Raw genomic sequence first — 25,681 nt, 5'->3', positions numbered from 1 at the left:
GCTCCTCGACCGCTGTCCGCAGCCGCGCCCGGGGTCGTGGACGGGGCCGTGGACGGGCGCCGCCGCGTACGCCGATACTGTTCGGCTGAAGGCGAGAGCAGCCGAGGCGGGCGGGACGGGCACCCGGGCGCGGCCGGGGGCCGCGGGGGCGGGAACGCAGCGCGTCCGGACGGAGCTTCGGGACGACGACTGAGGGGTTCCACGATGCCGACCTGCCCGTACGGCCACCGTTCGGACGACGGCGACCGCTGCGAGGTGTGCGGTCACCGCACCGTCGAGGGACCGGTGGCGCCGCCGCCCTTCCCGCCCATGCCCCGGGAGGCTCCCCAGGTTCCGGCCCAGGTGCCGTTCCCGGCCCCGACCCGGATGCCTTTCCCGGCCCCGGCCCAGGAACCGGCGGCACACCCTGCTCCGGTCCCGGCGCAGCCCCCTGCTCCGACCCCCGGTCCGGCCGTCAACGGGTTCACCGGCGGGTTCGCCCGGCTCGCGGTGCCGCCCACCGCGCCGCCCGAGTACGCACCTCCCGCTCCCCCGCCGGTCCCCGCGTCCGGGCCGGTCCCCGGCCCCGGGCCGCTGCCGCCGGAGGCCCCCGGCGCCGTCGAGGACGACGACAGCCCGGAGACGTACGGCGAGGGCGGCTGGAGCCGCGCGGCCGACCGCGTCGGCGAGGACGACGGGCTCGTCGGCCGCGGCGGGCACGAGGCCCGGAACACCCCCGGTGACCAGGGCGGACACGAGGACGACGGGGACTTCCTGCTCTCCCCGCCCGCCGGCGGCAGGGCCCCGTCCGGCAGCGGGTGGGAGACCGGCTGGACCGCGGTGGTGGCGGCCGACCGCGGGTACTTCGAGGCCATGCTGGCCCGCAGCGGCCCGGACGCGCGCGGCCTGCGCTTCCCCTCCCACGCGCCCGAGCGGCACGTCCCGCTCGCCGGCGGCGAGGTCACCGTCGGCCGCAGGCGGAACGCGACGGGCGAGGTCCCGGGCATCGACCTGTCGGGGGCCTTCGAGGACCCCGGGGTCTCGCACCGGCACGCCGTCCTCGTCCGCCAGTCGGACGGCACCTGGTCGCTCGTCGACCGGCAGTCGACCAACGGCACGACGGTCAACGGCTCGGAGCGGTCCGTCGAGCCGTTCGTGCCCGTCCCGCTCCGGGAGGGGGACCGCGTGCACGTCGGCGCCTGGACCACCATCACCCTGCGCCGCTCCTGACCCCGCCCCGCCGCCCGCCCCGCCGCCCGCCCCGCCGCACGGGCCCGTCGGGCGGGGCCGTCGCGGGGCTTCCGGCGGGGGCGGGCACGTCTGCGACGATGGGGGGGTGACTGAGATCCGGCGCGACACGCTCGAGCAGCAGACGTTCTTCGACGCGGTGGGCGGGGAGGAGACCTTCCGTCGCCTGGTGCACCGTTTCTACCAGGGGGTTTCCGAGGATCCCCTGCTGCGTCCGATGTACCCGGAGGAGGACCTCGGGCCGGCCGAGGAGCGGCTCGCACTGTTCCTGATGCAGTACTGGGGCGGCCCCCGCACCTACGGCGAGCTGCGCGGCCACCCCCGGCTGCGCATGCGCCACGCGCCGTTCCGGGTGGACCGGGCCGCGCACGACGCCTGGCTGCGGCACATGCGGACGGCGGTCGACGAGCTCGGCCTGGAGGAGCGGTACGAGCGGCAGCTGTGGGACTACATGCTCCACGCCGCCAACTTCATGATCAATGCCGAGGACCAGCAGTAACCCTCCGGCGACCACAACCGATCGGCAAACGATCGGGAACGATCCCGAAGTCGCCGGTTCCGAAAACACTCCGCCTTCCCCGTCCCGCCCGCCCTACCATTCGCATCGACGGATTTTCTGACTGACCGTCATGTTGTTCCGTGTCGCGGCGGGGACGGGGGTTCGGCATTGTCTTCCGCGCTGGGCGACCGCGTGCCCTTCCTGGCCCGCCTGGAACCCGCCGCCCGGCAGGAACTGCTGGCGCTCGGCGTCCCCCAGCCGCTGCCCGACGACACCGTCGTCCTCCACGAGGGCGAGCCGTCCCGGCACGTCCTGCTCGTCCTCGACGGCTGGCTCAAGGTGACCGCGACCTCCGCCAACGGGCACGAGGCGCTGCTGGCTCTGCGCGGGCCCGGCGACGTGGTCGGCGAACTGGCCGCGATCGACGGCCGGCCCCGCTCCGCCCGGGTGACCACCCTGGGCCCGGTCCGGGTGGTCACCGTCCGCTCGGAGGACTTCGTCGCGCACCTGGAGACCAGGCCCAAGGTGGCCGTCGTGCTCCTGGGCCTGCTCGCGGACCGGCTGCGCACCGGCGACCGCAAGCGCCTGGAGTCCGCCGCGCACAGGGTGGACGAGCGCCTCGCCCGGCTGCTGCTCGACCTGGCCGAGCAGCACGGGCAGGAGACCCCCGAGGGCATCGCCCTGCGGGTGCCCCTGTCGCAGCGCGAACTGGCGGGCTGCGTCGGCGCCTCCCGCGAGGCGGTCGCCCGCGCACTGGAGAAGCTGCGCAAACGGGGCGCGATCCTCACCATGCGCAGGCGCATCGTCGTCACCCGGCCCGAGGTGCTGCGGCAGACGGCGAGTTCCGTGCAATCGGTCACAGACGCAGTGCGTCGTCCGTCATCGTCCGCCGGTGCGCGGCGCAGCACCATGGACGGCACGCCGGGGGCGCGCGGCGGGAGCGGCACCCCCGACCAATTCCGTTGAACACCGGCAACCCCGGGAGTCTTCGTGAACGAGCCCGTGTACCGGACGATCCTCCTCTTCGACATCGAGGGGTCGGGACTCCGTGACGACGTGGAGAAGCGGGTCGTGCGGCGCACCCTGTACGAGGTCGTGCACGCCGCCCTCTCCTCGGCCGGCGCCGAGCGCACCCGGTACCGCACCGAGGACCGGGGCGACGGGGTGTTCCTGCTGGTCGACCCGTCGGTCTCCAAGCCCCGGCTCCTGCACGCCCTGCTGCACTCGCTGCCCGAGGACCTGGCCGACCGCAACCGCGTGGCGAGCCCGGGGGCACGGGTGCGGCTGCGGACGGTGCTGCACGGCGGCGAGGTCACCCTCGACGAGCACGGTGCGCTCGGCCGGGACCTGGACGCCGCGTTCCGCCTGCTGGACGGGGCGGAGCTGCGCGCCGTGCTGGCCGGCTCGCCGTCCGCCGCGGCGGTGTGCGTGTCCGCCGCGGTGCACGACGGGGTCGTGCGGCACGGCCACCGCGGCATCGACCCCGCGGCCTTCCGACAGGTCTCGGTGGCCGCGAAGGAGGGCCCGCTGACCGCATGGGTGCACGACCCCTCCGGCGTCCTCGGCGACGCCCCCGGGACGGCCCGGACCGGCGGCGGCCGGGACCCGCAGGGTCCGCAGGCCGTGCCGGCCGGGACCCCGGGCGCCCCGGGGACCCCGGGCGCCCCGGAGACCCCGCGGCCGGAGGTCCCGCACACCGTCGGCGGCAACTGGGTGAACGGGGCCGGCGCGGGCGGCGACGTCGTCGGCGGCGACAGGACCACGACCACCCACCACCACTACGGACGGGGATGAGAGCCGTGCAGCAGCCAGGCGTCGCGCCCCCGCCCCCGGCCGCGCAGCCCCCGGCGGGCCGCCCCGCCCCGGGCAGGCCCGAGGCGGAACGGGCGGGCGCGGAACGGCAGGGCGCGGAACGGGCCGGTGAGGGCAGGGCCGACGCGGGCGGGGCCGACCCGGACCGGGCCGGGGAGAACCCGGCCGGCGCGGCGGCGCCCGCCGAGGCACCGGTCGAGAACCCCGAGGCGCTCTTCCGCCACGGCGGCGGCAGGGTCGACATCGGCGGCAACCGCGTGGACGGGGCCGGCGCGGGCGGCGACGTCGTCGGCGGCGACAAGCACACGCACATCTACCACTCCCCGACCGCACCCCGCGTCCGTCCCGGCCGCCTCGACCGGTCGGCCCTGGAGGCCGTCTCCGCCCTCTACGTGCCGGGCCCCGACCACCGCGAGGCCCTGGAACGCCTGCGGGAGGAACGCGTACTGGTGCTCACCGGCCGCCCCGGCTCCGGCCGGTACACGGCGGCCCAGCAGCTCCTGCACCAGGTATCGGGCCCGGACGGCGCGGTCTTCCTCCTCGACACAGGCACCGGGTTCGACGACATCGCCACCGACGGCGCCCGGAACAGCGCCTACCTGCTCCACGACGCGACCGACGGGGCCGACGGGGCCGACGGGGCCGGGGAGGGCGCCGGGGGCGGCCTCCCGGGCAGGCTCCGCGGGCGCGGCGCGCTCGGCGCGCACCGGCTGAACATCCTGCGCGGCCGGCTGGCCGAGACCGGCTGCTGGCTGATCGTCACGGCGGACGCGGGCGCCGTCCCGGCCGGAGCCCGGCCGGTGTTCTGGCAGCCCCCCGAGCCGGCCGACGTGCTGGCCGGCCACCTGCGCCGCGCCCTGGGCCGGGAGGCGGACGACCGCACGGTGCGGTCCCTGGCCGGCCTGGAGCAGACCGCGGAGTTCATCGCCGGCCGGCCCTCCATGGAGCAGATCGGCGAGTTCGCCGGGATCCTGGCGGCCCACCACCGCGGACTCGTCACCGCCGGGGAGCTCGCCGGCCACAACCACGCGGTCGTCGCGGCCCGTGCCGCCGAGGCGCTCGCCGACCCCGCCAGGGGCCTGCGCGACAAGGCGTTCCTCGTCTCCCTCGCGGTCTTCGACCGGACCCCCTACCCGCAGGTCCACGCCCACGGCGACGAGCTGTGCCGCCTCCTCACCGCCTCGGAGTCGCCCGAGGGCGGCGCGGGGCTGCCGGTCTTCGGCAGGAGCAAGCCGGACCTCCTGGCCTGGGCCCGCGCCGTGGAGGAGAACGGCCTGGAGGAGACGGAGTTCGGTCTCCTGCCCGGCACCTCGGTGCGGTTCGAGAGCGTCCTCATGGCCGACTCCGTGCTCACCGGGCTCTGGCTGGAGCACCCGGCGGCCCGGCCCGCGCTGCTGGAGTGGCTGAACGGCCTCTCCCGCGCCGACTCCGTGCTGCCGCGGGTGCGCGCCGCGATCGCCACCGGCGTGCTCGCCGCCGTCGACTTCCCCGGCGTGGTCGGGGAACTCGTCCGGCCCTGGTCCGGCGGGCGCAGCCTGCGGCTGCGGCAGTCCGCCGCCTGGGCCCTGCACGTCGCGGCGCAGGAGGGCCGGCAGCGGGTCGTGCTGGAACTGCTGCGCCGGTGGAGCGACCCGGCCGCCGAGGGGTCCGTCGCACGCCGGTGGACGGCGGCCCGCGCCTGGGCGACCCTCGGCGTCGACCACGCCGCCCGGGCCCTGCGGAACCTGCGCGCGACCGCGCGTTCGGACGACGACGGGCTCCGCTCCGCCGTGGTGGACGCCCTGGCCTCCCTCGTCCGCAGCGGGGCCGCCGCGGAGGTCCTGGCCGAGCTGGACGAGTGGCTGCGCGGCACGGACCCTCACCTGCGCCGGACCGCCGCCGAGGCCTTCACCGCCATGGCCGTGGAGTGGGACCGGGGCGGCGAGGACACCGGTCCGTGGCCGCTGTTGCTGCGCCTCCAGGAGGCGGAGGGCAGCCGCACCGGGAGCGCCGGGGACCTCGGGGGCACTGGAGACCCCGGGGGCGCCGGGGGCGCCGGCCGGCTGGTGCAGGGGCTGTGGCGCGCCGTGCTGCGGGACCGCGGCCACGGCCGGCGGGCCGGGGAGGTCCTCCAGGAGTGGATCCGCGGCACCGAGGACGACCCGCAGCTGCGCTCGGCGATGACCGGCCTGCTGCCGGCGCTGGTGCAGGACGTCAACGACCGGGACCGCCTGGACCACCTGCTGCGGCACGCGACGGGCAGTCCGGACGATCCGCCTGCCGCCGTCCGCGAACTGCGACAGGCCCTGTGGTACGGCAAGAGCAGAGGAGCGGAGAACAACCGATGAACCAGGGACCGCACAACGAGCAGTGGAACGGCATCTGGGAACAGCCCGCTCCCCGGCCCGAGGGCTGGAGCTACTGGGAGCAGGGCGGCCGCTGGCAGCAGGGGGCGCGGCAGCCGTCCGTCGGACGCCGGGACTGGGCACAGGGGACCTCGAGCCACCAGGGCCTGCACGGCCGCGAGAACACGCCCGTGGTCGTCAACGACCCCGTCGCCGGGCCGTTCGAACTGCGCCGGCTGGACCTGCTGATCCGCAAGCCGTCGGCCGCTGCGGACACCACCCTGGTCCTCGTCGACCAGAGCGGCCGGCTGGTGGTCTCCGGCCCGGTGGCCAACCGGCAGGGGGGCGAGCCCCTGTGGCGCACCTACCGCCTCTACTACGAGGTGACGACCGGCCGCCACCAGATGGCGTTCCGGCTGCAGCTGCCGAGCGAGGGCGAGACCTTCCACTTCGACACCGAGATCGACGTGACGTGGCAGGTCGCCGACCCCGGGAAGGTGGTGCAGGAGTCGCTGCGCGACGTGCGCACCGCCCTGCAGCCCCTCCTCGCCCTGCTCCGCTCCACCACCAGGGCGTTCGACATCGGGCAGAGCCCGCAGGCGGAGGCCGCCGTCAACCGGGCCCTGGCCGAACGTCCGCCCGGCGAGCAGCTGGGGCTGCGCACCTGGTGCACGGCACGGCTGGCACCGGACGCGGAGGCGGCGGAGTACCTGCGCAACAAGCGGCGCCGCCAGTACCGGATCCAGGACACCCGGGACGACTTCGAACTGACCCGGCTCAAGCAGCAGCAGGAGCAGGAACTCCTCATGGACCGGACGCAGTTCCTGGTCGAGCAGCTGCGCGGCGGTGTCCTGGAACGGGTCGCCCTGCAGATGGCGCAGGCGTCCCCGCAGGAGAGGATCGGCCTGCTCGCCGGCCTCCACGAGGCCGAGCAGCGGCAGCTGCAGTTCCAGGTGGAGACGGTGAACCGGCTGATCCAGGACAACCACGTCGAACCCCACCACCTGGAGCAGTCGGTGCGCGACGCGGCGCAGTGGCTGCGGATGCTGTTCACCGGCCCGGCGGCCGGAGCCCTCCCCTCCCCGGCCCCGGCCGCGGTCCCGCCGCCCCCGCCCCATCGGGCGGACGATCCGGAGGCCCCGCAGGCGCAGCAGGAAAAGCAGGGGCCGCCGGAGCAGCAGGGGCAGCAGGAAGTCCGGCAGCAGCCAGAACCGCCCGGGCAGCCCGGACGATCCGAACCGTCCGGGCAGCAGCCGCCACAACAGCCGCAACAGCAGCCGGGACAGCCGCCCGCTCCGGCCTGGCCCGCTCCCCCGCCCCCGGAAGGGCCGCCGTACGCGCCCGGCCACGGCTGGGGCGCACCGCCGCCCCCGCCTCCCCCGCCGCCCCCGGGTCCGCAGCCCGGCTCTCCGTACCGGGACCGGTGATCCGGGTGACCGCCTCACCCTCCGCCTCGCCCTCCCCCTCCGCGTCCGTCCCCCACCCCGCCCCGGAGGGCGGGGCCGGGAGCGGCTCCGCCCCCGCGGCCGGGCTCTCCCGCACGTCGCACGGGCCGGAGGTAGAGCTGGCCCGGCGGCTCCTCACCGAGACCCGGGAGGAGATCAGCAGGGCGGACGCCAAGGCTTCCGTCCTGCTGGGCATGGTCAGCGCGGTCGGCGGTGCGCTGATCGGCGTCCTGGCCGGGCAGCAGTGGTGGCCGGGGCAGTTGTCGGCCCCCTCCCGGGTCCTGTGGTGGGTGGGGTGCGCGGGCTGGGCCGCGGCGCTGGTCCTGCTGCTGGCCGCCGTGGTGCCGCGCAACGTGCGGAGCCCTTGGCGGCCCGGCATGCCGCTGTCCTACTTCGGCGACGTGCGGCGCACCGGGGGCGGCGCCGCCCTGCGGGAGGCGCTGCGGGAGGCGGCCGCCGATCCGCTCCCGTCGCTGATGGCGGTCCTGACCGTCACCAGCCGCATCGCGGTCGTGAAGCACCGCTGCGTCCACACCGGTGTGCTGTGCTTCGCCGCGGCCACCCTGCTCGCGCCGACGGCGGCACTCCTCGGTTGACGCGGCCGCGCCGACGGGGGCTCGGGACCGGGCCCAAAAACGGGACGCCCCGGCCCGGGCGATCCGGACCGGGGCGTCCCGGTGTCGGTCCCCCCGGGCGGGATGCCGCTCGGGCGGGGTGGCCTTCGGGCAGGTGGTGCCCTTCAGGCGGGGGTGACGCTCAGGCCGGACGCGGGTCCGGCGCGGCGGACGGCGACGGCACCGTAGGGGGTCCGCAGCATCAGCCAGGGTCCGGCGGCCAGGAGTACCAGCTCCTCGGCCGGGCCTGCGGCGCCCTCCGCGCCTTCTCCCCCGCCCGTGCTGCCGGCAGCGATCCCGGCTGCGGACGTGGCTGCGGCCCCGGTTGCGGACGTGGCGTGCGTGGGGCGCAGGAAGCCGAGCGCGTGGGCCGCGTGCAGGGCGCGCAGCGGCAGCCCGGTGCCGCCCGGGGAGCGGGACCAGATCTCGTCGGCGAGGGCGTCCAGTCCGGCGCGGGTGCGCCGGTCCGGGTCGAGCGCCTCGCTGCGGGCGCGGAACTCGGCGACGGCTGCGGCGACCACCCGGCGGGCGTCGTCCGCGTCGAACTCGGCGGTCCTGCTCCAGCCGCCGCGCGGCGGCAGCAGGCCGGTCCACGGGGGGCCGGTGACGCCGGACGGGACGGCCAGCGTGCCGTCCTCCTCGTCGGTCCCGTCGAGCAGCTGCCCGGCGGAGACCGTCACGTCGAGGTCGGCGGCCTGCGCCAGGCGGGCGGTGCGGACGGCGAGGACGCCGCCGAAGGGCGGGTTGCCGAACAGGGCGAGTGCCTCGCCGCCCGCCCTCAGGCGGACCACTGCCGCCTTGTCGAAGTGCAGCAGGCGGGCCAGGAAGGCGGCGAGGCCCGCCGCCTCCCCGGCCGCTGCGAGCCGGAGGCGGGGTGCCGTCATGCGGCGGCGGCCTCCCGCTCCTCGTCCATGTACTCCTCCAGGAACTCCCGCTCGACGGGGGTGATCCTGCGCGGCCGGTTCGCGGCGAAGTCGAACGGCACCATGACGGTCGAGGCCCGGACGTAGACGGTGTCCTCGTCCTTGACCTCGTACGCGAGTGTCAGCTTCGCCGCGCCGATCCCGGTGACCCAGGTCTCGACGGTGACCGGCTCGTGCCGGTGCACCAGCGGCCGCAGGTAGTCGATCTCGTGGTGGGCCACGACGGACCCGCCGGAGAACGACTCGTCCCCGTCACCGGGCGCCAGCCGGAACATGAAGTCGATCCGCGCCTCCTCCAGGTAGCGGAGGAAGACCACGTTGTTGACGTGCCCGTAGGCGTCCATGTCCGACCAGCGCATCGGGCAGCGGTAGATGTGCCTCGCCACGGTCAGCCCCGCGTCAGCTTCTTGTAGGTGGCGCGGTGCGGGCGGGCCGCGTCGGCGCCGAGCCGCTCGATCTTGTTCTTCTCGTAGGACTCGAAGTTGCCCTCGAACCAGAACCACTTGCTGTCGCCCTCGTACGCCAGGATGTGCGTGGCGACGCGGTCGAGGAACCAGCGGTCGTGGGAGACGACCACGGCGCAGCCGGGGAACTCCAGCAGCGCGTTCTCGAGCGAGGACAGGGTCTCGACGTCGAGGTCGTTGGTCGGCTCGTCGAGGAGCAGCAGGTTGCCGCCCTGCTTGAGGGTGAGCGCCAGGTTGAGGCGGTTGCGCTCGCCGCCGGAGAGCACCCCGGCCGGCTTCTGCTGGTCCGGGCCCTTGAAGCCGAACGCGGACACGTACGCCCGCGAGGGCATCTCGACCTGGCCGACGTTGATGTAGTCCAGCTCGTCGGAGACGACGGCCCACAGCGTCTTCTTGGGGTCGATGTTGGCGCGGGTCTGGTCGACGTAGGAGATCTTGACGGTCTCGCCGACCTTGATCGTGCCCGAGTCCGGCTTCTCCAGGCCCTGGATCATCTTGAACAGGGTGGTCTTGCCGGCGCCGTTGGGGCCGATCACGCCGACGATGCCGTTGCGCGGCAGGGTGAAGGACAGGTCGTCGATGAGGACCTTGTCGCCGAACGCCTTGGACAGGTGCTCGACCTCGACGACGACGTTGCCCAGGCGCGGGCCCGGCGGGATCTGGATCTCCTCGAAGTCCAGCTTGCGGACCTTGTCCGCCTCGGCGGCCATCTCCTCGTAGCGGGCGAGGCGCGCCTTGGACTTGGCCTGGCGGCCCTTGGCGTTGGAGCGGACCCACTCCAGCTCTTCCTTGAGCCGCTTGGCGCGCTTGGCGTCCTTCTGGCCCTCCACCTTCAGGCGGGACTGCTTGGTCTCCAGGTAGGTGGAGTAGTTGCCCTCGTACGGGTAGAGGCGGCCGCGGTCGACCTCGCAGATCCACTGGGCGACGTGGTCCAGGAAGTACCGGTCGTGGGTGACGGCGACGACGGTGCCGGCGTACTTCTCCAGGTGCTGCTCCAGCCACTGGACGGACTCGGCGTCCAGGTGGTTGGTGGGCTCGTCGAGGAGGAGCAGGTCGGGGGCCTCGAGGAGCAGCTTGCACAGCGCGACGCGGCGGCGCTCACCACCGGAGAGGTTGGTGACCGGCCAGTCGCCGGGCGGGCAGCCCAGGGCGTCCATGGCCTGCTCGAGCTGGGCGTCGAGGTCCCAGGCGTTGGCGTGGTCGAGCTCCTCCTGGAGCTTGCCCATCTCCTCGAGCAGCGCGTCGGAGTAGTCGGTCGCCATCTGCTCGGCGATCTCGTTGAAGCGGTCCAGCTTCGCCTTGATCGGGCCCACGCCGTCCTGGACGTTCTCCAGCACGGTCTTGGACTCGTCCAGCGGCGGCTCCTGCTGGAGCATGCCGACGGTGTAGCCGGGCGTGAGGAAGGCGTCACCGTTGGACGGCTGCTCCAGCCCCGCCATGATCTTGAGGATGGTCGACTTGCCGGCGCCGTTCGGACCGACGACGCCGATCTTGGCTCCCGGGAGGAAGCTCGTCGTCACGTCGTCGAGGATCACCTTGTCGCCGTGCGCCTTACGCGCCTTGCGCATGGTGTAGATGAACTCAGCCAAAGGAAACCGTCCGGCGTTCAAGGGGGGATGTCTGGATACCCCCATCTTGCCGTACCGGCCCGCCCCGGGTCACATGCCGTCCACAACGCGGCCGGGCCCGGTCGGTCGTTCGGCGGTGTCGCCGACGACCGGCCGGGCCCGGCCGGGGTGTGCCCGAGATGTCAGGGCGTGCCCGAGGGGTCGGGCGCGCCCGGGGATCGAGCGTGCCCGAGGGGTCGGGCGTGCCCGAGGGGTCAGGCGGACTTGCGCTTGCGGATCAGGAAGACCGTGGCGCCGCCGACGACCACGAGGGCCACGGCGATGCCGGCGATCACCGGGGTGGCACTGCTGCCGCCGGTCTCGGCCAGGTCGCCGCCGGTGGTGGCGTCGGAACCGCCGGCCGAGGCCGGGCTCGGCGCGGAGGAGGGCTCGGGGCTCTCGCCGCCGGTGGTGGCGCCGGTGCTGCCGCCGGTGGTCTCCTCACCCGCGGTCTCGCAGTCGAGGATGCCGGTGAAGGTCTCGGTGAAGCCGTTCGGGCCGGTGACCTCGATGGTGTACTCGGCGTCCTCCTTCACCGGGACGGTGACGGTGACGTCCTTGCCGGCCTCGACGGTGTGCTTCTCGCCGCCGACGGTGAACTCGCCCGGCTGGTCGCCGCTGTTGGTGACCTTGACGTCCACGCCGCCCTTGGCGCAGTTCTTCACCGACTCCGCGGCCAGGACCGGGCCGGTGTGCTCCTTCTCGCCCCAGGTGGCGGTGGCGGTGGCCTCGACGGTGCTGTCGGAGGAGCCGGCCAGGATCTGGGTCTGGGTCTTGACGCCGATGCCGGTGAAGGCGCGGCCGACCGAGAGCTTGGTGGTGGCCTTGACCGTCAGGGAGGCGGTGCCGGCCGGGGCGTCCTCGGGGACGTCGAAGAACAGCTCGGTGCCGTTGACCGCGGAGGTCACCGGGTTGCCGGAGCCGTCGACGACCTTGACGCCCTCGGCGGCCGTGGCGACGGTGGCGCTGCCGGCGTTGGTGCTGACCGTGATCGGGCCCAGCTTCTCGCCGGCCTTGCCGGAGACGGCGGCCGTGCTCAGCGACAGCGAGGTCGCCGGCTCGGCGATGTCCTGCGCCTTGCTCTCGAGGTAGTCGGCGAGCTTCTCGGCGTCCTCGTTGACCGCCTCGGCCTTCAGGTGGTCGGAGAAGCGCCAGATCGCGACCTGGGTGCCGGCTGCGGCCTGCTTCTCGGTGAGGCTCCCGGCACCGGCGGCCTCGGCCAGCGCGCCGAGGTCGTTGACCTGCGGGTACGAGTTCTTCAGGATCCAGTGGATCTTGCCCGCGTCAGCGTTGTTGTGCAGCGAGGACTGGTCCCACGCCACCTCCTGGTAGCGGGCGTCCTTCACCGTGGGGGTGTGGGCGTCGATGCAGTAGCTCTGCAGCGTGCCGCCGTTGTCCACGGCCATCTCGAACAGGCCGGCCTTGACGGGCTTGCCCTCGAGCTTGGCGTCGTCGGCGATCTTGAGACCGTTGAGCTTCGCAGTCGCACCGCTGGACGGGTTCTGGCCGTCCTCGGCCGCGGCCGAGCCGGCCGTGGCGACGGAACCGGCGACGGCGAGGCTGGTGACCAGCATCGCGGCGGACAGACGTGCAGCGGCACGCCTCCGTACACGGAACATAAGTTTTCCCCTCCGGGCAGGGCTGCGCCACGATGGCAAAAATTGGGGGGGCGCACGCCTTGCCTGCAAACTCCGAATCCCCCGCGCTTTCGGGAGAATCCTAGGAAGCAGCCGCTTCACGGCAACCAGGAAGCCCACACGATAACCAATCCGAACCGGAATCGTTACCCGGGGTGGCCCCCCGGAAGGGAATTATCGACAAGTCACCAGAGTCACAACGTGCCCGAAACAAGCACCAAGGGTGATTCCCCGGACGAACCGGCTCAGTAGCCACAACACCCCTGCTACCGGCACCATCTGACCCTCTTTCGTACGAGGTTCAACCTCGTCCTGGCCATACCCTTCCGCCGGGGCACCGTTCATAAACACGCAACCGGGCCGTCGCGGCGAATCCCGTTCCGGAACGCCGCCGAAATACCCGGAAACTCCTCGTCAACCGGTCCGGCAAGGGATTCCGCAACGCTCCGGCAACCGGCACCGCCCGCCCCCGATCCGCTTCCTTTCCGCTTCCGGTCAGGCCGGTTCCGGACAACCGGATCACCACCCCGACAGCCCGACCCTTTCTTCCCTGCCGCCTCTTCCCCGCTGCCTCTCCCCTCTCCCCCTGCCGCGGAATCGCGGCCGTGCGCAGGAGGAACCCCCATTCAGGCGCCGGCCGCGATCCCGTAGCGCTCCCGCACCTCGCGGTAGCGCAGCAGCTCCGCCGCGATCGGCTCGAGCACCGCCGAACGGCCGCACTCCGCCGCCGCCGCACGCCGCCGCCGCTCCGCCTCCTGCCCGAACCGGCGAGCCGGGCCCCGGGCCGCCGACCGGCAGGCACGGGCGAGGACGAACCCCGCCGCCGGCGCACCGACCGCCACCGGAACCGCCACCCACCAGGGCAGCACCACCGGACCCACCGCCCCCAGCACGGCAAGCCCGAGGAGCACCCACTGCACCAGGCCCACGGCCCGCCACCAGCCCGGCCCCGCACTGATCCCCGTCCCCGCCCGCAGCGCCGCCTCCTCCAACTCCCCGGGCAGCCGGACACCGCCGCGCAGCGCGGCACCGCGCACCGCCCGCGCCCACGGGTCGGGCAGGCCCGCGGCCGCCTCGCGTGCCACGGTGCGCACCGCCTCCTCGACCACCGGACGCGCTGCGACGACACGCCCCCCGGACGGCTCGGCGCCGCCGCCCTCCGGCTGCCCGTGCTCCAGTTGCCCGTCCTCCGGCTGCCCGTGGTCCAGCGGCCCGTGCTCCGGTCGCCGAGGCCCTTCCGTCCGGCGGTCCCGTCCTGCCCGGCGGTCCCGCCACCACCTCCCGTACGGGGTGGCGCACGCCTCGGCGGCCCGCCGCGCCCACTCGCGTTCGGCCGCACGGCCCTCCGCCGTCGCACCGACCGCGTCCGCCAGCCGGTCGCAGAACTCCTCGCGGGCCTCCTCCGTGAGCCCGGCCCTGCCACTGCCGACGTAGAACGGCCGCAGCTCCTCGACCACGCGGTCGAGGTCCGCCGCGAGCCGCCGACGGGCGGCCCGGCCTTCGGCGACCGTACGCACCAGCACCTCGCGCAGTTCGCCGACGCCCTGGCCCGTGACGGCGGAGGCCGCCACCACCACGGCACCCGGCTCGCCGTGCTCGCCCACGGCGATCCCGTCCTCGTCCAGCAAGCCCCGCAGGTCGTCCAGGACCTGCTCGACGGTGTCCGACGGCAACCGGTCCACCTGGTTCAGCACGACCACCGTCACGTCCGCGTGGCACGCCAGGGGACGCAGGTAGCGGTCGTGGAGCACGGCGTCCGCGTACTTCTCCGGATCCACCACCCACACGACCGCGTCGACCAGGCGCAGCATCCGCTCCACCTCCCGCCGGTGGGTCCCCACCGCCGAGTCGTGGTCGGGCAGGTCCAGCAGGACGAGTCCCGCGAGGGCCCCGTCCTCCGCAGGACACGCCTCCCCGGCAGGGCCGTCGCAGTCCGCGCGGCGGTCGCGGCGGTCTCGGCGGTCGGCGGCGGGGACGCCGAGGCGGTCGAGCAGCGGTGCGGCTCCCCCCGGGACCCACGCGCAGGACAGGGGGGAGGCCGTCGTGGGGCGGCGGACCCCGGCCGGGGAGAGCTCCGCCCCGGCGAGCGCGTTGAAGAGCGAGGACTTACCGCTGCCGGTGGCTCCGGCGATCGCCACGACGGTGTGGTCGAGGGAGTACCTGCTGCGTTCGGAGATCCGGTCGAGCAGGTCGCCCGCACCGGCCAGCACACTCGCGTCCACACGGCTCCGCGAGAGCCCGAGCAGCTCCCCCAGCGCCTCCGCCCGGGCGGCCGGACCGGCGTCCGCACCGGCGTCCGGCCGCACTCCCGCGGTCCCGTCCTCCGGACGCGGCCCGGTCTCCCGGTACGGCCCGGAGAGCGGTCCCGGGAACGCGTCCGTCTCCGCCCCGGCCTCCGTCCCCGCCCCGGTTTCCGTGTACGGCCCGGTTTCCGTGTACGGCCCCGGCTCCGGACCGGCGTCCGGGGTCCTGTGCGGGGCCGCGGCGGACGCCGTCCCCCGGCCGGAGCGCCCGTTCGGCGGGGCCGGCACCGCTTCGGGGTCACCGTCCGCTCCCCCGCCGGGAAACCCGTCCGGATCCTCCCGGGCGGGGCTGTGCTGCGGACGGCGGGCGGGCCGCCCCGCGGAGGACGGGCCGCTGCGGGACCCGCCGGGCCGGGGCGGCCCGACCTGGGTCCGGACCACCTCGCCCGGCACTCCCCGTTCACTCCGCTCCTCCGCCCCGCCCGGCTCGCCCCGCCCGCCCTGCTCCTCCGGCCCGACCTGCTCGTCAGGGTCCGGTGAGGCCGCCTCGCGCCCGGGCGGGGCCGCGTCCGGTGCGGCGCCGTGCTCCGTCCCGGGCACCGCACCGGGATGCCTCTCCCACGCCTCCGGCGACGCCGGGCCGGGGACGGACCACGGCCCGGCCCACACCCCCGCCCCCGCCCGTTCCGTCCGCCCGGCGCATTCCGTCGGCCCGGCGCATTCCGCCTGCCGCGTGTTCCGGTACACCTCGGTCACCTCTCCCTCTGCAGAACGGACAGTGCGGCGACCAGCGCCGTCTGCTGGCGGGGCGTCACGTCCAGCGAGCGGAGCCCCGCGACGGCGTCGGCGGCCTCGGCCCCGAGCAGGGCGTCAACGACCCCGTCCAGGGCCGCGCGCACCCGCTGCCGCAACTGCGGGCCGACAACGGGCGGGCAGTCCTCCCGCCGGCCGCACCCGCACTCGCCGCCCGCGGGCTCCCCCGCCCGTGCAGCAACCGCCGCCGGACCCTCCGCCGCCGGCCCCTCCGCCGCCGGACCCTCCGCCGACGGCCGCCCAGCCGCCGGCCGCCCCGCCCGCAGGTCCGACGGCAGCCCCCTGCCCGCCAGTACCTCGACGGCCAGCAGAGCCGCAGTGGGTTCCCGCCCCTCCGCTCCGGTCGCCGTACGGGTGCCTGCCGAACGGGCCCCCGCCACACGGGCCTCCGCCGCCCGCAGGCCCTTCCGCCACACGCCCCTCCGGCCCTCGGCCATCTGCCTCCGCCGCTCCTCCCGCGCCTGCCGGGCCGCCTCGGAGACGATGTCCCGCCACTGCCGGACGGCCTCGTCGACCCTGCGGCGGGTCTCCTCCCGCTCCGGCAGTCCGAGGCGGACCGCGGCGAGGGCCCGGCCCGCGCCGTCACGGCGCCAGGCCGCGGCCACCCGCTCCTGCGCGGCGTCGATCTCGGCGCGCAGCAGGGCGCCGAGGCCGTCGGCGAGCGCCTCCTCCAACTCGGCCGCACCGTCCGGGTAGGCGCGGCTGCGGACCAGTGCCTCGCCGGCCAGCAGCACCCCTTCGTCCAGTGCCCGCGCGATGCGCTCCCGTGCCTCCTCGCGGGCCTCCTCCACGCGGCGGGCCAGCCTGCGGGCCGCGGCGTGCTGGGCCGCCGAGGCAGAGGCGAGCCCCGGGACACGGCTGCGCAGGGAGTCCAGCGCACCAGAGACGGTGCGTTCCGCGTCCGCGCCCCGCGTCCGCGGGTCCCCGGCCCTCAGGCACAGCCAGTCGCGCAGGCCCGCCACCGCACTCGAGGGCAGCAGCCCGCCGCCGCCGGTGGACTCCGGAAGCTCGGGGACGGTGAAGCACGGGACCCGGCCGAGACCGGCCCTGGCGAGCAGGGCGGTGTAGTGGCGGGAGACCTCGTCGGCCACCGGGTGGGGCACCCGGTCCAGGACCGTGGCCACCACTGCGTCGTACTCCTTGGCGGCCCGCAGGACGTTCCAGTGCACGGCGTCCGCGTAGCGGGAGGCGGTGGTGACCAGGATCCAGATGTCGGCCGCGCACAGCAGCTCGGCCCCGAGGTCGCGGACAGGGGCCGCCACCGAGTCCAGGTCCGGCGCGTCGAGCAGGGCGAGTCCGGGCGAGAGCGCCTCGGACGTGGCCAGGCGCAGTACGGCCCCGCCGTCCTCTCCTCCACCTCTTCCCGGCGCGCCCTCCGTCCTTGGCCCGCGCCCGTGCAGCGGGCTGCCCCCTCCCTCGCGCCTCCGACCGCTCCCCCCGTCACGGTCTCGGTCTCGGTCCCGGCCGCGGTCCCGGTCACGGTCGACCGGGACGCGGGTGAGGCCGGGCAGGATGCGGCGCGGGCCGAACCACTCGCGGTCGTAGGGATGGCAGACGAGGACGGGGGTGCGCGTCGTCGGCCGCAGCACGCCGGGCTCGGTGACGTGACCGCCGACCAGGGAATTGACGAGGGTCGACTTGCCGGCACCGGTGGAACCGGCTACGACAGCGAGCAGTGGCGCCTCCGGCCGTTCCAGACGGGGCACGAGATGGTCGTCGAGTTGCGCCAGCAGCTCCTGGCGGGTACGGCGGGCGCGGGCCGCACCGGACACCGGCAGCGGGAAGCGCGCGGCGTCGACGCGTTCGCGGAGCGCAGAGAGCGCATCGAGCAGCTCGGGTCGGGCTTCCATGATCACCACACGCGAAGGATGACCTACTTTGAGGTGATATTGAAGCTTCCGTGCTCCGTTCCCCCGGCATTCGACCCGCGCGGCGCAGTGCCCCCGTCCCCCGGACAGAGGCAACGATCGGAGCAACGCGGGCATAACGAGTGCACAACAGCCGCCCCGAGTGGCCGAAAAATCGATGCGTTCCACGCCCGGGACTGCAATCATTCAGGCTGCTTCACGGAACCTCCACAACGTGGCACGGGCGTGAAGCAGCGAGCACGAGGTACAAAGCGCTCTATCCTTGTCTCCGGCAAGGTCACGGAACCGCTGAGCCCGCCGAGCCGCGGACGGCACGCAGGGGGCAGGAGAGCGCCGCGCACCACGTCCCGCCCCCGTAGCTCAGCGGATAGAGCAGGTGCCTTCTAAGCACTTGGTCGCAGGTTCGAGTCCTGCCGGGGGCACTCCACCACCCCACGTCGCCCCTCCCTCGCGGAGGGGCGTTTTTGCTGGTCAGAGCGGGTGCGCCCCGAACGCAGAAAAGCCGGACGCCGCTCCCCCGGAGGGTCGCGGCGTCCGGCTGTGTCCGGCCGTCAGCGGGTTTCTACGGCTGTCTGTGCCGAATACGTGTCGAAGTTCTGCGGGACGACTCCGGCTCGGGTGCCAGCCCGGAGATGTCCTGCGCGGCCTCGATGCGCCGCTGGAGATCCTCGGTCTGGCCGGAGATGCAGCGGGCGTAGGTGGCCAGGAGGACGGCGACGCTGTTGCCGGCCCATTCGGCCACCTGGGCCGGTGGAACGCCGTTGTTCAGCCACGTCGTCAGACACGTGTGCCGCAAGTCGTACACACGCTTGCCCAGGGGCGAGGCGTACAGGTCTTCGGCCAGTACTTCTTTCCGGGCCTTCTCCCAGGCCCGGCGGAAGACCGATCCCGCCAGGACGCCTCCCTTCTCGCCGTTGAACAGCCGGTCGCCGGCCCGCAGTCCCTCGTCGGCGATGTGCTCGCGCAGGATCGCTGCCAGGGACGGATGGCACGGCACCGGGCGCGTGTCGCCCTGGGCACGGCCCTTGAGGTGCCGGGTGTCGTGGATCTGACCGGAGTCGGTCCACCGGCGGCCCACTTCCGGGGTGGCGGTGTGCACCAGGAGCTCGCCCCAACCAGTTGGCGGCAGGTGGGCGTCGCGCACCCGCAGGGCCACGGCTTCCTCCGGCCGCAGTCCGGCGTAGTAGAGGGTGGCGAAGAAGGCGTGCAGCCGCGGGCCGCCCCGGGGCCGGCTACGGATCCAGCCGAGCAGCGCGGCCGCCTGGACCGGGTTGAGCAGCGACCGCTTGTCCACCGCCGTCGAGGTCCGGGGGCTGGTCCCCTTCCCCTTCGGCAGCGGATTGGCCTTCAGGACGCCGCGCTTGACCGCGTACTCGAGGGCGACGTTGAGCACCCGGCGGTTGCGTTTCACCGTCGAGGCCGCAGCCGGTGTCCCGTCGAGTTTCGTGGCGATGGCCTCCATCACCTCCTCCACCTTCGTCGGGTCCTCCCAGGCCGCCATGGTGAGCGTGTTCCGCTCCACCCACCTCAGGACGGCGGCCACTTCGGGCGGCGCGCCGTCGCGCCGGTTGCGGTTGAACGCCCACTCCCGCAGCGCCGTACGGACCATGACGGGCCGGAAGTTCCTCGGCTCGCTCCGCAGGAGAGCGACGGTCACCGTCATGAACGCCTTGGCGACGTTCTTGCGGTTGTTCGCCGAGCTGCGGGACCACTTCGCGTCCACGAACTGGACGGCGAAGTCGTACCAGCTCACGGCAGCGGCCCCGGAACGGTGCGAGACGGGCAACCCCGTGGCGAGGCTGAACGCCTCGCCACGACGGGTGGCGCCGACCAGCTCGGCGCGGAAGGCGTCGGCCTGGGCGAACGTCGCGAAGGTCTCTCGCCGCCGTTCTCCGGCCACGGCCCACCGGACCGTGTAGGTCGTCCCACGCTTGCCCTTGTAAGCGCTGATCTTCCAGATCCGGACGTCGTACGTAGTGTCCATCAGCCGCGGTCCTCGCGGTCGTCGAGCCAGTGGTCGAAGTCGCTGCGGCGGATGCGGAGGTCCCCGTTGGGGAGCTTGATGCAGCGGGGCGCGCGGCCCTTCTGCCGCCAGTCGTAGAAGGTGGAGCGGGAGATCTGCAGTTCCTCGCAGACCTCGGTGAGCGTGAGCATCGTGCGGCGTCCGGCTACTGCGGTGTTCAGTTCACGTTCCTCTCGGTGAGCCGGGACAGCCGGGACAGTGCGCACTTGGCACTGTCCCGGCTGTTTTCGCAGGTCAGGCGGTAAGCCGGGACAGAAGGACAGCCGGGACACCTCATGCCCTGTCCTCGGCTGTCCCGGCTTCGGGGGCGTAGTAGGCGCCGGCGGCGTCGCGCCGCAGTTGGCAGTCGTCGGCCATGCGCGCGCAGGTCTTGCGGGCCAGGCTGATCTCGATGCCGGTGGCCTCGGACAGGTCCTTGGGCCGCACGCCGGGGTGGGCCTTGACGTAGCGCAGGATCGTGGCCCGGGTGTCGCCGATGGTGTGCTCGGCGACGGGGCCGTCCAGCAGGCACCAGGCGCCGGAGGCGGCCTGGAAGGACAGCGCGTACTCGGCCTCGTCCACGTCGCGGCCGGTGACGTGCAGGACGCCGTCGGCCTGGCCGCGGCCGCGCTTGAGGACGAGGGTGGCGTCGGCGGCGCCGGCGAGTCCGTTGGTGCCGGAGACCTCGGTGAGGAAGTCGTCCGAGCCTGCCTTGCGGACGTGGTGGACCAGGACGACGGCCACGCCGTAGTGGTCGGCGAGCCGCTTGGCGCGGCCGACGGCGGCGTAGTCGGCGTCGTAGGCCGAGGCGCCGGGCAGGGACGGACCGCGCATCTTGGCGAAGACGTCGATGACGACCATGCGGGCGTCGGGGTTGCGGTCGAGCCAGTTGGCGATGGCCTCGGTGCCGCCCTGGGGCAGGGGCGGGCACTGGGTGGCGAGGGTGAGTTCCTTCGGGGCCGGGCGGCCGCCAAGGAGTTTGCCCATGCGGGACTGCAGGCGGCGCGGGGTGTCCTCGAGGGCGAGGTAGAGCACCGGGCCGCGTTCGACCGGCTGCGTGTCGAAGGCGTTCTCCCCGGCGGCCACCGACAACCCCAGGCCCAGGGACATCCAGGACTTGCCCACCTTGGGCGGTCCGGCGAGCAGGTTGACCCCCTCGCAGATGATGCCGGGCACGGCCCAGCGCGGTTCGGGGAACTCGGCGGCCATCAGCTCGGCCGCCGTCCACGCCGTCTGGATCCGCGGCTTCGGTGCGTCCTGCGGGACGTTCGGCGGCGGGACGGCGTGCAGGTGGGGGGAGGCGGGGTGCGGGACGGTCACGCGGCGACCGTCCTCGGGCGCTGGGCGCCGGCCCGCAGGCCGGACCGGATGGTGCGCGCGGTCTCGCCCGCGCCCTGGCCGACCTGCCGGGCGGCGTCGGTGAGCCAGGCGGTCACCTCGTCCTCGGCGAGCGCGCCGCCGGCGACGAGCTGGCCGAGGGCGACGGCTGCGAGGTAGAGCGCGTTGTTGCGCTCGCCGGGCGGGGCGCCGGTGACTCGTGCCCGTTCGCCGTCGAGCGCGCGGCGCAGGTAGGCGCTGCGCCTGTCGGTGACCAGGGGTACGGCCACCGGCTGCTGCGGCGGCAGCGGGGCGGGGCGCAGCAGCTCAGCGAGCCAGTCGGGCAGCGGGGCCGGGGGCGCGTCGTGGACGACGGTGTAAGGCAGGTCGGCGACGGTGCTTCCCGGGGCGACGACGTAGCCGCCCGCGGCACGGGTGTCGATCTTCCAGCCGAGCCTGCCGCTAGTGTTGCGCAGCTCGGTCCCGGCCGGGGCGGTGAAGTACAGGTGGGTTCCGCCGCGGCCGGTGCGGACGCTGTACGTCTCGGTGGGGAAGGGTTGGTCGTGCCGCTCGCACAGCACCGCCAGGACGTCGGCACCGTCGACCACGCCGGGCAGGGCCCACTCCTCCGGCGGGGTGTCGCCGGGGTGCTTGGGAGTGTCGAGGTCGACCACGACCAGGCGGCCGGGGCCGGTGGCCAAGCCGACGTTGTAGGGGCCGGCCTGCCAGCAGCGGGTGATGCGGGCCCGGTCGGTGGTGGCCCGCTGCTCCCACGCGGCCACGGCCGGGCGCTTGTCGCCGGGGCGGAGGGGGAAGACGGGCCAGCCGCGTTCCGCGGCGGTCAGTGCCGCCGACAGCAGCGCGGGGGCGGGGTTATGCGTCATGCTGGGGTCTCCTGTTCTGTGAATCGGACAGGTGAAGCCCGGGGCGGCCGGTCCTTGGTCGGGAGTGGGCCGCCCCGGGCGCTTTGCGTTCCGCGTGCCTTCGGTCAGGCGGCGCGGCGGACGGGGAGCGGGATCACGTCGGCGAGCTCGCCGGTGTCCGGCTCGGGCCGGGGCTGGGGTTGGGGTTGGCCGCCGTCGAGCGGGACGCCGGGGTCGGCGGGCGCAGTGTTCTCAGCCAGGGCCTGGGCGATGGCGGCGTCCTCGCGCAGGACGCGACGCCGGGCGAGGAGCACGGGCGGGGTGATGAGGACGCCGGGGCCGAACAGGACGGCAGCGGCGATCAGGTCGGCGTTCATCGGTCGTCTCCTTCCGGGAGGGCCCTCAGGGGTCGATGCCGGGGACGGCCTGGGCGAGGGCGGTGAGCAGTCCGTTGACGGGGCCGTAGGCGCCGGTCCCGGCGAGCAGGAAGCCGAAGATCACGGCGGTGAAGGCGGAGCCGGGGCCGAGGGCGCCGGTCTTGAGCAGGAAGGCCAGGGCGAGGCCGAAGAGCAGGACGAGGGAGACGGTCAGAACCACGGGTGGTGCCTCCTTCCGGAGCGAGGGGTCAGCGGGTGCCGTCGCGGTGGATGCGGGCGGCGCGGTGGAACAGTCGGCGGCCGGTGCGGATGCGCCGCCCGGTGGCCTTGCAGCGGCGGCAGTCCTTGCCGCGCCGGGGCCGTCCCTTGCGGTCGGTGGTCAGGGCGTGGCCCATGCCGCCGCACCGTCGGCAGGCGGCGAACGGGTTGGCGGCGCACACGGCGGCGTAACCGAGGGTGACGAGCAGGGCGAGGGGTATAGCGGTGGCGACGAGGGTCACGGCGGGCCTCCCGGGCCGGTTTCGGGGCGTGCGGAGGGGAGGCCGCTATCCGCTAGCGGCCTGATCAGGGACGATGTGAGGCGCTAGCGAGGCCGCTAACGTTAGCGGGCGTATCCGCTAGCGTCAGCGGCCCCGGCGGGTCATCCGACGTCGCGCTTTCCGTCACGCTCCGCGACGGCAGCGGCGATCTTGGCGCGTTCGATGCCGCGGCGGTTGACGACCTTGCCGTCCACGCGGCGGCCGATCTGCACCGTCTCGATGCCGAACGGCTTCAAGGCGGTGGTGAGCTGTTCGGCGGCCCAGCCGTCGTAGACCTCCGGGCGCAGTTCGGCCAGCCGCTCGGCCAGGGTCTCGTTCCACACCTTGGCCTCGGCGGCCGGGACGACGGCGAGGACATCGGCGAGCAGGTCGAACGAGGTGCCCGGGTCGGTCTCGGGCTCCTCGCCCAGGGCGTGGCCGGACAGGGTGCCGGCGTCCTCGCGGAGCTTGCGGGCGCGCAGGGCGATGCGGTCGGCGGTGACCGCGTCGGCGAAGACGGACCGGACGATGCGGGCGTCGGCGCCCTCGCCGACGAAGTAGTGCACGCCCTTGTCGGCCCAGGCGAACATCGTGGCCCGCACCCCGCGCTTGTAGGCGGAGGTGCCCAGGACCATGTCGTTCTCCAGCTGGCCCATGACTTTCAGGCAGAACCGGGCCGAGGCGTTCGCCGAGATGCCGGTGGGCAGGGCCTTGGCGTCGGGGCGCTGGGTGGCCAGCATCAGCACGATGCCGGTGGCCGGGCCGCGCTTGACCAGGTCGGTGCAGATCTCCTCGAGCTCCCCGCCGTGCTTGGGGTGCTCGAACCACACCTGGCACTCGTCCACCCCGACCACGATCGGGTGCAGCCCCAGCGACTTCTTCGACGCCAACTCCGAGGTGACTTTGGACTCGGGGCAGATGTCGCGCGGCAGGTTGCGGATCACCTTCGCGCGGCGGCGCAGTTCCTCGCGCAGGGCGCGCATGTCGGCCAGGGCGTACTCGATGTCGTCGTCTTCGTCGCCGGCGCGGTGGCGGTGGGCGACGCGGTCGCCGACCGGGTCCAGGTCGCCGGTGCCCTTGAGGTCGTAGGTGTGCAGCTCGGCGCGCGGGTCCAAGGCGGCGATGAGCAGCAGCAGGCGCAGCAGGAAGGTCTTGCCCATGCGCGGGATCGCCCCGATAACCGCAGCGATGTACATCAGGGTCAGCTCGACCCAGCGGCCGCGCTGGTCGGTGCCGAACGGCACGGGCTTGAACAGGTCCACCGCCCCGGCCTTGAGCAGCGGCCAGGCGGGCTGCTTGGCCTTGGACATGTCCTGGTCTCCGACCCACAGGACCAGGCGGCCGGTGTGCTCCTCGGGCACCGCCTCGGGCCACACGCAGCCCAGCGGGCGGCGCAGTCCGGAGGCGAGCTTGTCGCGCTTGTCGATCACGTCGGTGACGGTGACGCCGTAGGGCAGGTCGCCCTCGGCGCGCCAGCCGGGGCCGTCGCGGGTGATGGGGGCGGTGAAGGTGAAGCCGTCGCGGCCCTTGCCCATGGCCTGGTTGATCGCCGGGATGCCCAGCGAGCCGAGGGCGCGCAGGACGATGTCGCTGGTGAGCTTCTGGGCCTTGGGCACCTCCACCGCCCGGGTGGCCACCGGGGCGTCCGCGGGGGTGCCGGCCCGGCCCAGGGCCAGCAGCACGGCGGTGACCGAGACGGCCTGCAGCCACCCCGGGGCCAGGACGTACAGGGCGAGGGCGGTGGTCAGGCCGGTCAGGGAGGCGAGGGTGGCGAGCAGGGTGCGCAGCCGCACCCGGCCGTCCCGCTGCCGGGAGAGCTTGAGGTACTCGGCGGCGTCCTCGCGGCGCACCGCGGCCAGCCGCACCGGCTCGCCCTCGGCGTCGCGCACCCACCGCAGGGTGCCGCCGGTCAGCCGCGCGGCCCCGGCCGGGGCCCGCAGGGCCAGCTTCGCGGCGTAGACCGGGGCGCGCACCGCGTGGTAGCCGGTCAGGTGGGCGTAGTGGCCGGCCACCCACCGCGCGGCGGCGGCCAGCTCGGCGCGGGAGAGCAGCCACGCGGGCAGGATCGGCCGCCGCCGGGCCCCGGCGATCCGGCCCAGGAAGCCGGGGCCGTCCGGGGCCGGGCCGTCCACCGGGACGACGACCTCCGGGTCGGCCTCGGCCAGCTGCTCGGCAGCGGGGGCGGGGCGCTTGGTGGCGATGTCCACCACCGGCGCGGCACCGGGACGCTCCGGCGCCCCCGGCTGGTCAGGGATGTTGATGTCGGTCACGATGACAGTGCTCCTTCATGGGGAGTGAGAGGGCCCGGCCGGCGCTTTGGTCGGCTGGCGGCCGGGCCCTCGATGACGTGCTCGAACGCGGTGGTGCGGCAGGCAGGCGGCCGTCAGCGGGCCCGGCGGGCGCGGGAGCCGGTCACCCGGCCGCCCGGCTCCTGGGCCAGGGCGGCGGCCTCGGCGGAGTTGAGGATCTGGTCGCCGGTCAGCCCGGCCGGGCCGACGCCGTCGCCGCGGTAGGTCACGGACTTGCCGTCCTTGGTCTGGACGTCAACCTCGGTCTCGTAGCGGGCGGTCTTCTTGCCGAACAGGCCCATCACGGGGCTCCTCTCAAGCACTGGTACGGGTGTGGCGGTGCGGGGCCGGCTGTTCCGGCTCCCCGCCCCCGCCCGGCCGTGCGGCGCGGCGGCCGCGGGCCGGGCGGGGACAGGCAGCCGTCAGCGGGCGGCGGTGCCGTCCGGGCCGCGCTCGACCACGGCCCGGTGCAGGTCGCGGTGGACGACGTCGGCGGGGACGTCCATCCCGGCCAGCCGGTCGGCCAGGGCGGCCGCGACGGTGGCGGCGCGGTGACGGCCGCCCGCGCAGCCGACGGCGACGGTGAGCGGCCCGGCGGAGGGGCCGGAGCGGTAGGCCGTGACCGCGTCGGCGAGGGTGGCGACGAGCTGGGGGATACCGGCGGTGCCCAGCACCGCGTCGCGCACCGCCTGGTCCTCGGCGGTCATGTACCGCAGCTCGGGGCTGACGTGCGGGTCGCGGAAGTGCACCCGCAGGTCGGCGGTCAGGTGAGCGGCGGGCGGTTCGCCGTGCAGGTAGCCGAACGAGACGATCCGCACATCGGGGTTCTGAACAGGCACA

Annotated in this window: 23 protein-coding genes and 1 tRNA gene; 8 read left to right on the top strand and 16 right to left on the bottom strand. The window is 74.6% G+C overall.

Translation table 11 applies throughout. The annotated features are described in order from the left end of the window. The first annotated feature begins 204 nt into the window (after positions 1–204). The 7 genes from GQS52_RS18245 (at position 205) to GQS52_RS18215 (ending at position 7,903) form a co-directional block, all read left to right on the top strand. Positions 205–1,209: an FHA domain-containing protein gene (locus GQS52_RS18245; protein WP_182314438.1), complete on the top strand. Its 1,005-nt coding sequence runs from the start codon at positions 205–207 to the stop codon at positions 1,207–1,209. Between the two features lie 106 nt (positions 1,210–1,315). After that, the gene (locus GQS52_RS18240; RefSeq protein ID WP_182314437.1) at positions 1,316–1,726 is read left to right on the top strand and encodes a globin; all 411 of its coding nucleotides are present in this window, start codon (positions 1,316–1,318) and stop codon (positions 1,724–1,726) included. Positions 1,727–1,894: 168 nt separating this feature from the next. Continuing rightward, positions 1,895–2,692, top strand: a complete 798-nt coding sequence (locus tag GQS52_RS18235; RefSeq protein ID WP_182314436.1) for a Crp/Fnr family transcriptional regulator — start codon at positions 1,895–1,897, stop codon at positions 2,690–2,692. Positions 2,693–2,716: 24 nt separating this feature from the next. Beyond that, positions 2,717–3,520, top strand: a complete 804-nt coding sequence (locus GQS52_RS18230; RefSeq protein WP_182314435.1) for a hypothetical protein — start codon at positions 2,717–2,719, stop codon at positions 3,518–3,520. A gap of 5 nt (positions 3,521–3,525) precedes the next feature. After that, positions 3,526–5,865 carry a hypothetical protein gene (locus GQS52_RS18225; RefSeq protein WP_182314434.1) on the top strand — a complete coding sequence of 780 codons (2,340 nt, stop codon included), beginning with the start codon at positions 3,526–3,528 and terminating at the stop codon, positions 5,863–5,865. Then, positions 5,862–7,289, top strand: a complete 1,428-nt coding sequence (locus GQS52_RS18220; protein ID WP_182314433.1) for a hypothetical protein — start codon at positions 5,862–5,864, stop codon at positions 7,287–7,289. The genes GQS52_RS18225 and GQS52_RS18220 overlap by 4 nt, the downstream gene beginning before the upstream one ends. Before the next feature lie 5 nt (positions 7,290–7,294). After that, positions 7,295–7,903, top strand: coding sequence for a Pycsar system effector family protein (locus GQS52_RS18215; RefSeq protein WP_182314432.1), 609 nt, complete (start codon positions 7,295–7,297; stop codon positions 7,901–7,903). 143 nt (positions 7,904–8,046) lie between these two features. Here GQS52_RS18215 and GQS52_RS18210 read toward each other — a convergent pair whose 3' ends face one another. The 6 genes from GQS52_RS18210 to GQS52_RS18185 form a co-directional block, all read right to left on the bottom strand. Beyond that, positions 8,047–8,805, bottom strand: coding sequence for a hypothetical protein (locus GQS52_RS18210; RefSeq protein WP_182314431.1), 759 nt, complete (start codon positions 8,803–8,805; stop codon positions 8,047–8,049). Continuing rightward, a complete protein-coding gene (locus GQS52_RS18205) occupies positions 8,802–9,230 on the bottom strand; it encodes a thioesterase family protein (RefSeq protein WP_182314430.1) in 429 nt (142 codons plus the stop codon). Before GQS52_RS18205 ends, GQS52_RS18210 begins: the two co-directional genes overlap by 4 nt. A gap of 2 nt (positions 9,231–9,232) precedes the next feature. Then, positions 9,233–10,897: an energy-dependent translational throttle protein EttA gene (gene ettA, locus GQS52_RS18200; protein WP_182314429.1), complete on the bottom strand. Its 1,665-nt coding sequence runs from the start codon at positions 10,895–10,897 to the stop codon at positions 9,233–9,235. A gap of 233 nt (positions 10,898–11,130) precedes the next feature. Then, on the bottom strand, positions 11,131–12,534 hold the full coding sequence (locus GQS52_RS18195; RefSeq protein ID WP_182314428.1) for a Cys-Gln thioester bond-forming surface protein: 1,404 nt from the start codon (positions 12,532–12,534) through the stop codon (positions 11,131–11,133). Positions 12,535–13,178: 644 nt separating this feature from the next. Next, the gene (locus GQS52_RS18190; protein WP_346268251.1) at positions 13,179–14,774 is read right to left on the bottom strand and encodes a GTPase; all 1,596 of its coding nucleotides are present in this window, start codon (positions 14,772–14,774) and stop codon (positions 13,179–13,181) included. 773 nt (positions 14,775–15,547) lie between these two features. Then, positions 15,548–17,458, bottom strand: a complete 1,911-nt coding sequence (locus GQS52_RS18185) for a dynamin family protein (protein WP_259371145.1) — start codon at positions 17,456–17,458, stop codon at positions 15,548–15,550. A gap of 367 nt (positions 17,459–17,825) precedes the next feature. Here GQS52_RS18185 and GQS52_RS18180 point away from each other — a divergent pair. Continuing rightward, positions 17,826–17,898, top strand: a tRNA-Arg gene (locus GQS52_RS18180). Between the two features lie 140 nt (positions 17,899–18,038). Here the strand turns inward: GQS52_RS18180 and GQS52_RS18175 are convergent. From GQS52_RS18175 to GQS52_RS18130, 10 genes are all read right to left on the bottom strand, one after another. Continuing rightward, positions 18,039–19,460: a tyrosine-type recombinase/integrase gene (locus GQS52_RS18175; protein ID WP_182314427.1), complete on the bottom strand. Its 1,422-nt coding sequence runs from the start codon at positions 19,458–19,460 to the stop codon at positions 18,039–18,041. After that, positions 19,460–19,630, bottom strand: coding sequence for a helix-turn-helix domain-containing protein (locus GQS52_RS18170; RefSeq protein WP_182314426.1), 171 nt, complete (start codon positions 19,628–19,630; stop codon positions 19,460–19,462). The genes GQS52_RS18175 and GQS52_RS18170 overlap by 1 nt, the downstream gene beginning before the upstream one ends. Positions 19,631–19,772: 142 nt before the next feature. Continuing rightward, positions 19,773–20,798 carry an AAA family ATPase gene (locus GQS52_RS18165; protein ID WP_259370842.1) on the bottom strand — a complete coding sequence of 342 codons (1,026 nt, stop codon included), beginning with the start codon at positions 20,796–20,798 and terminating at the stop codon, positions 19,773–19,775. Beyond that, a complete protein-coding gene (locus tag GQS52_RS18160; protein WP_182314425.1) occupies positions 20,795–21,679 on the bottom strand; it encodes a bifunctional DNA primase/polymerase in 885 nt (294 codons plus the stop codon). The genes GQS52_RS18165 and GQS52_RS18160 overlap by 4 nt, the downstream gene beginning before the upstream one ends. A 104-nt stretch (positions 21,680–21,783) precedes the next feature. After that, positions 21,784–22,035, bottom strand: a complete 252-nt coding sequence (locus GQS52_RS18155; RefSeq protein ID WP_182314424.1) for a hypothetical protein — start codon at positions 22,033–22,035, stop codon at positions 21,784–21,786. Positions 22,036–22,060: 25 nt separating this feature from the next. Continuing rightward, positions 22,061–22,255: a hypothetical protein gene (locus GQS52_RS18150; RefSeq protein ID WP_182314423.1), complete on the bottom strand. Its 195-nt coding sequence runs from the start codon at positions 22,253–22,255 to the stop codon at positions 22,061–22,063. Positions 22,256–22,283: 28 nt separating this feature from the next. Continuing rightward, positions 22,284–22,535: a hypothetical protein gene (locus GQS52_RS18145; RefSeq protein ID WP_182314422.1), complete on the bottom strand. Its 252-nt coding sequence runs from the start codon at positions 22,533–22,535 to the stop codon at positions 22,284–22,286. 140 nt (positions 22,536–22,675) lie between these two features. Continuing rightward, complete coding sequence (locus tag GQS52_RS18140) at positions 22,676–24,823, bottom strand: cell division protein FtsK (RefSeq protein WP_182314421.1); 2,148 nt, start codon at positions 24,821–24,823, stop codon at positions 22,676–22,678. Between the two features lie 113 nt (positions 24,824–24,936). Further along, entirely contained in the window at positions 24,937–25,143 is a 207-nt protein-coding gene (locus GQS52_RS18135; protein ID WP_182314420.1) for a hypothetical protein, read from the bottom strand. Between the two features lie 120 nt (positions 25,144–25,263). Next, complete coding sequence (locus tag GQS52_RS18130) at positions 25,264–25,680, bottom strand: RNase adapter RapZ (RefSeq protein WP_182314419.1); 417 nt, start codon at positions 25,678–25,680, stop codon at positions 25,264–25,266. Between the last annotated feature and the right edge of the window lies 1 nt (position 25,681).

It is taken from the genome of Streptomyces sp. SCUT-3 (assembly GCF_014083985.1).
GTDB lineage: Bacteria > Actinomycetota > Actinomycetes > Streptomycetales > Streptomycetaceae > Streptomyces_H > Streptomyces_H thermolineatus.
This window is presented reverse-complemented; position numbering and strand designations above follow the sequence as displayed.

What these genes read in the sequence shown, in the direction of transcription:
- GQS52_RS18185 (WP_259371145.1), bottom strand. Translation starts at nt 17,458, where the DNA reads ATGGAAGCCCGACCCGAGCTGCTCGATGCGCTCTCTGCGCTCCGCGAA.
- GQS52_RS18195 (WP_182314428.1), bottom strand. Translation starts at nt 12,534, where the DNA reads ATGTTCCGTGTACGGAGGCGTGCCGCTGCACGTCTGTCCGCCGCGATG.
- GQS52_RS18160 (WP_182314425.1), bottom strand. Translation starts at nt 21,679, where the DNA reads ATGACGCATAACCCCGCCCCCGCGCTGCTGTCGGCGGCACTGACCGCC.
- GQS52_RS18170 (WP_182314426.1), bottom strand. Translation starts at nt 19,630, where the DNA reads ATGCTCACGCTCACCGAGGTCTGCGAGGAACTGCAGATCTCCCGCTCC.
- GQS52_RS18135 (WP_182314420.1), bottom strand. Translation starts at nt 25,143, where the DNA reads ATGGGCCTGTTCGGCAAGAAGACCGCCCGCTACGAGACCGAGGTTGAC.
- GQS52_RS18245 (WP_182314438.1), top strand. Translation starts at nt 205, where the DNA reads ATGCCGACCTGCCCGTACGGCCACCGTTCGGACGACGGCGACCGCTGC.
- GQS52_RS18220 (WP_182314433.1), top strand. Translation starts at nt 5,862, where the DNA reads ATGAACCAGGGACCGCACAACGAGCAGTGGAACGGCATCTGGGAACAG.
- GQS52_RS18210 (WP_182314431.1), bottom strand. Translation starts at nt 8,805, where the DNA reads ATGACGGCACCCCGCCTCCGGCTCGCAGCGGCCGGGGAGGCGGCGGGC.
- GQS52_RS18175 (WP_182314427.1), bottom strand. Translation starts at nt 19,460, where the DNA reads ATGGACACTACGTACGACGTCCGGATCTGGAAGATCAGCGCTTACAAG.
- GQS52_RS18155 (WP_182314424.1), bottom strand. Translation starts at nt 22,035, where the DNA reads ATGAACGCCGACCTGATCGCCGCTGCCGTCCTGTTCGGCCCCGGCGTC.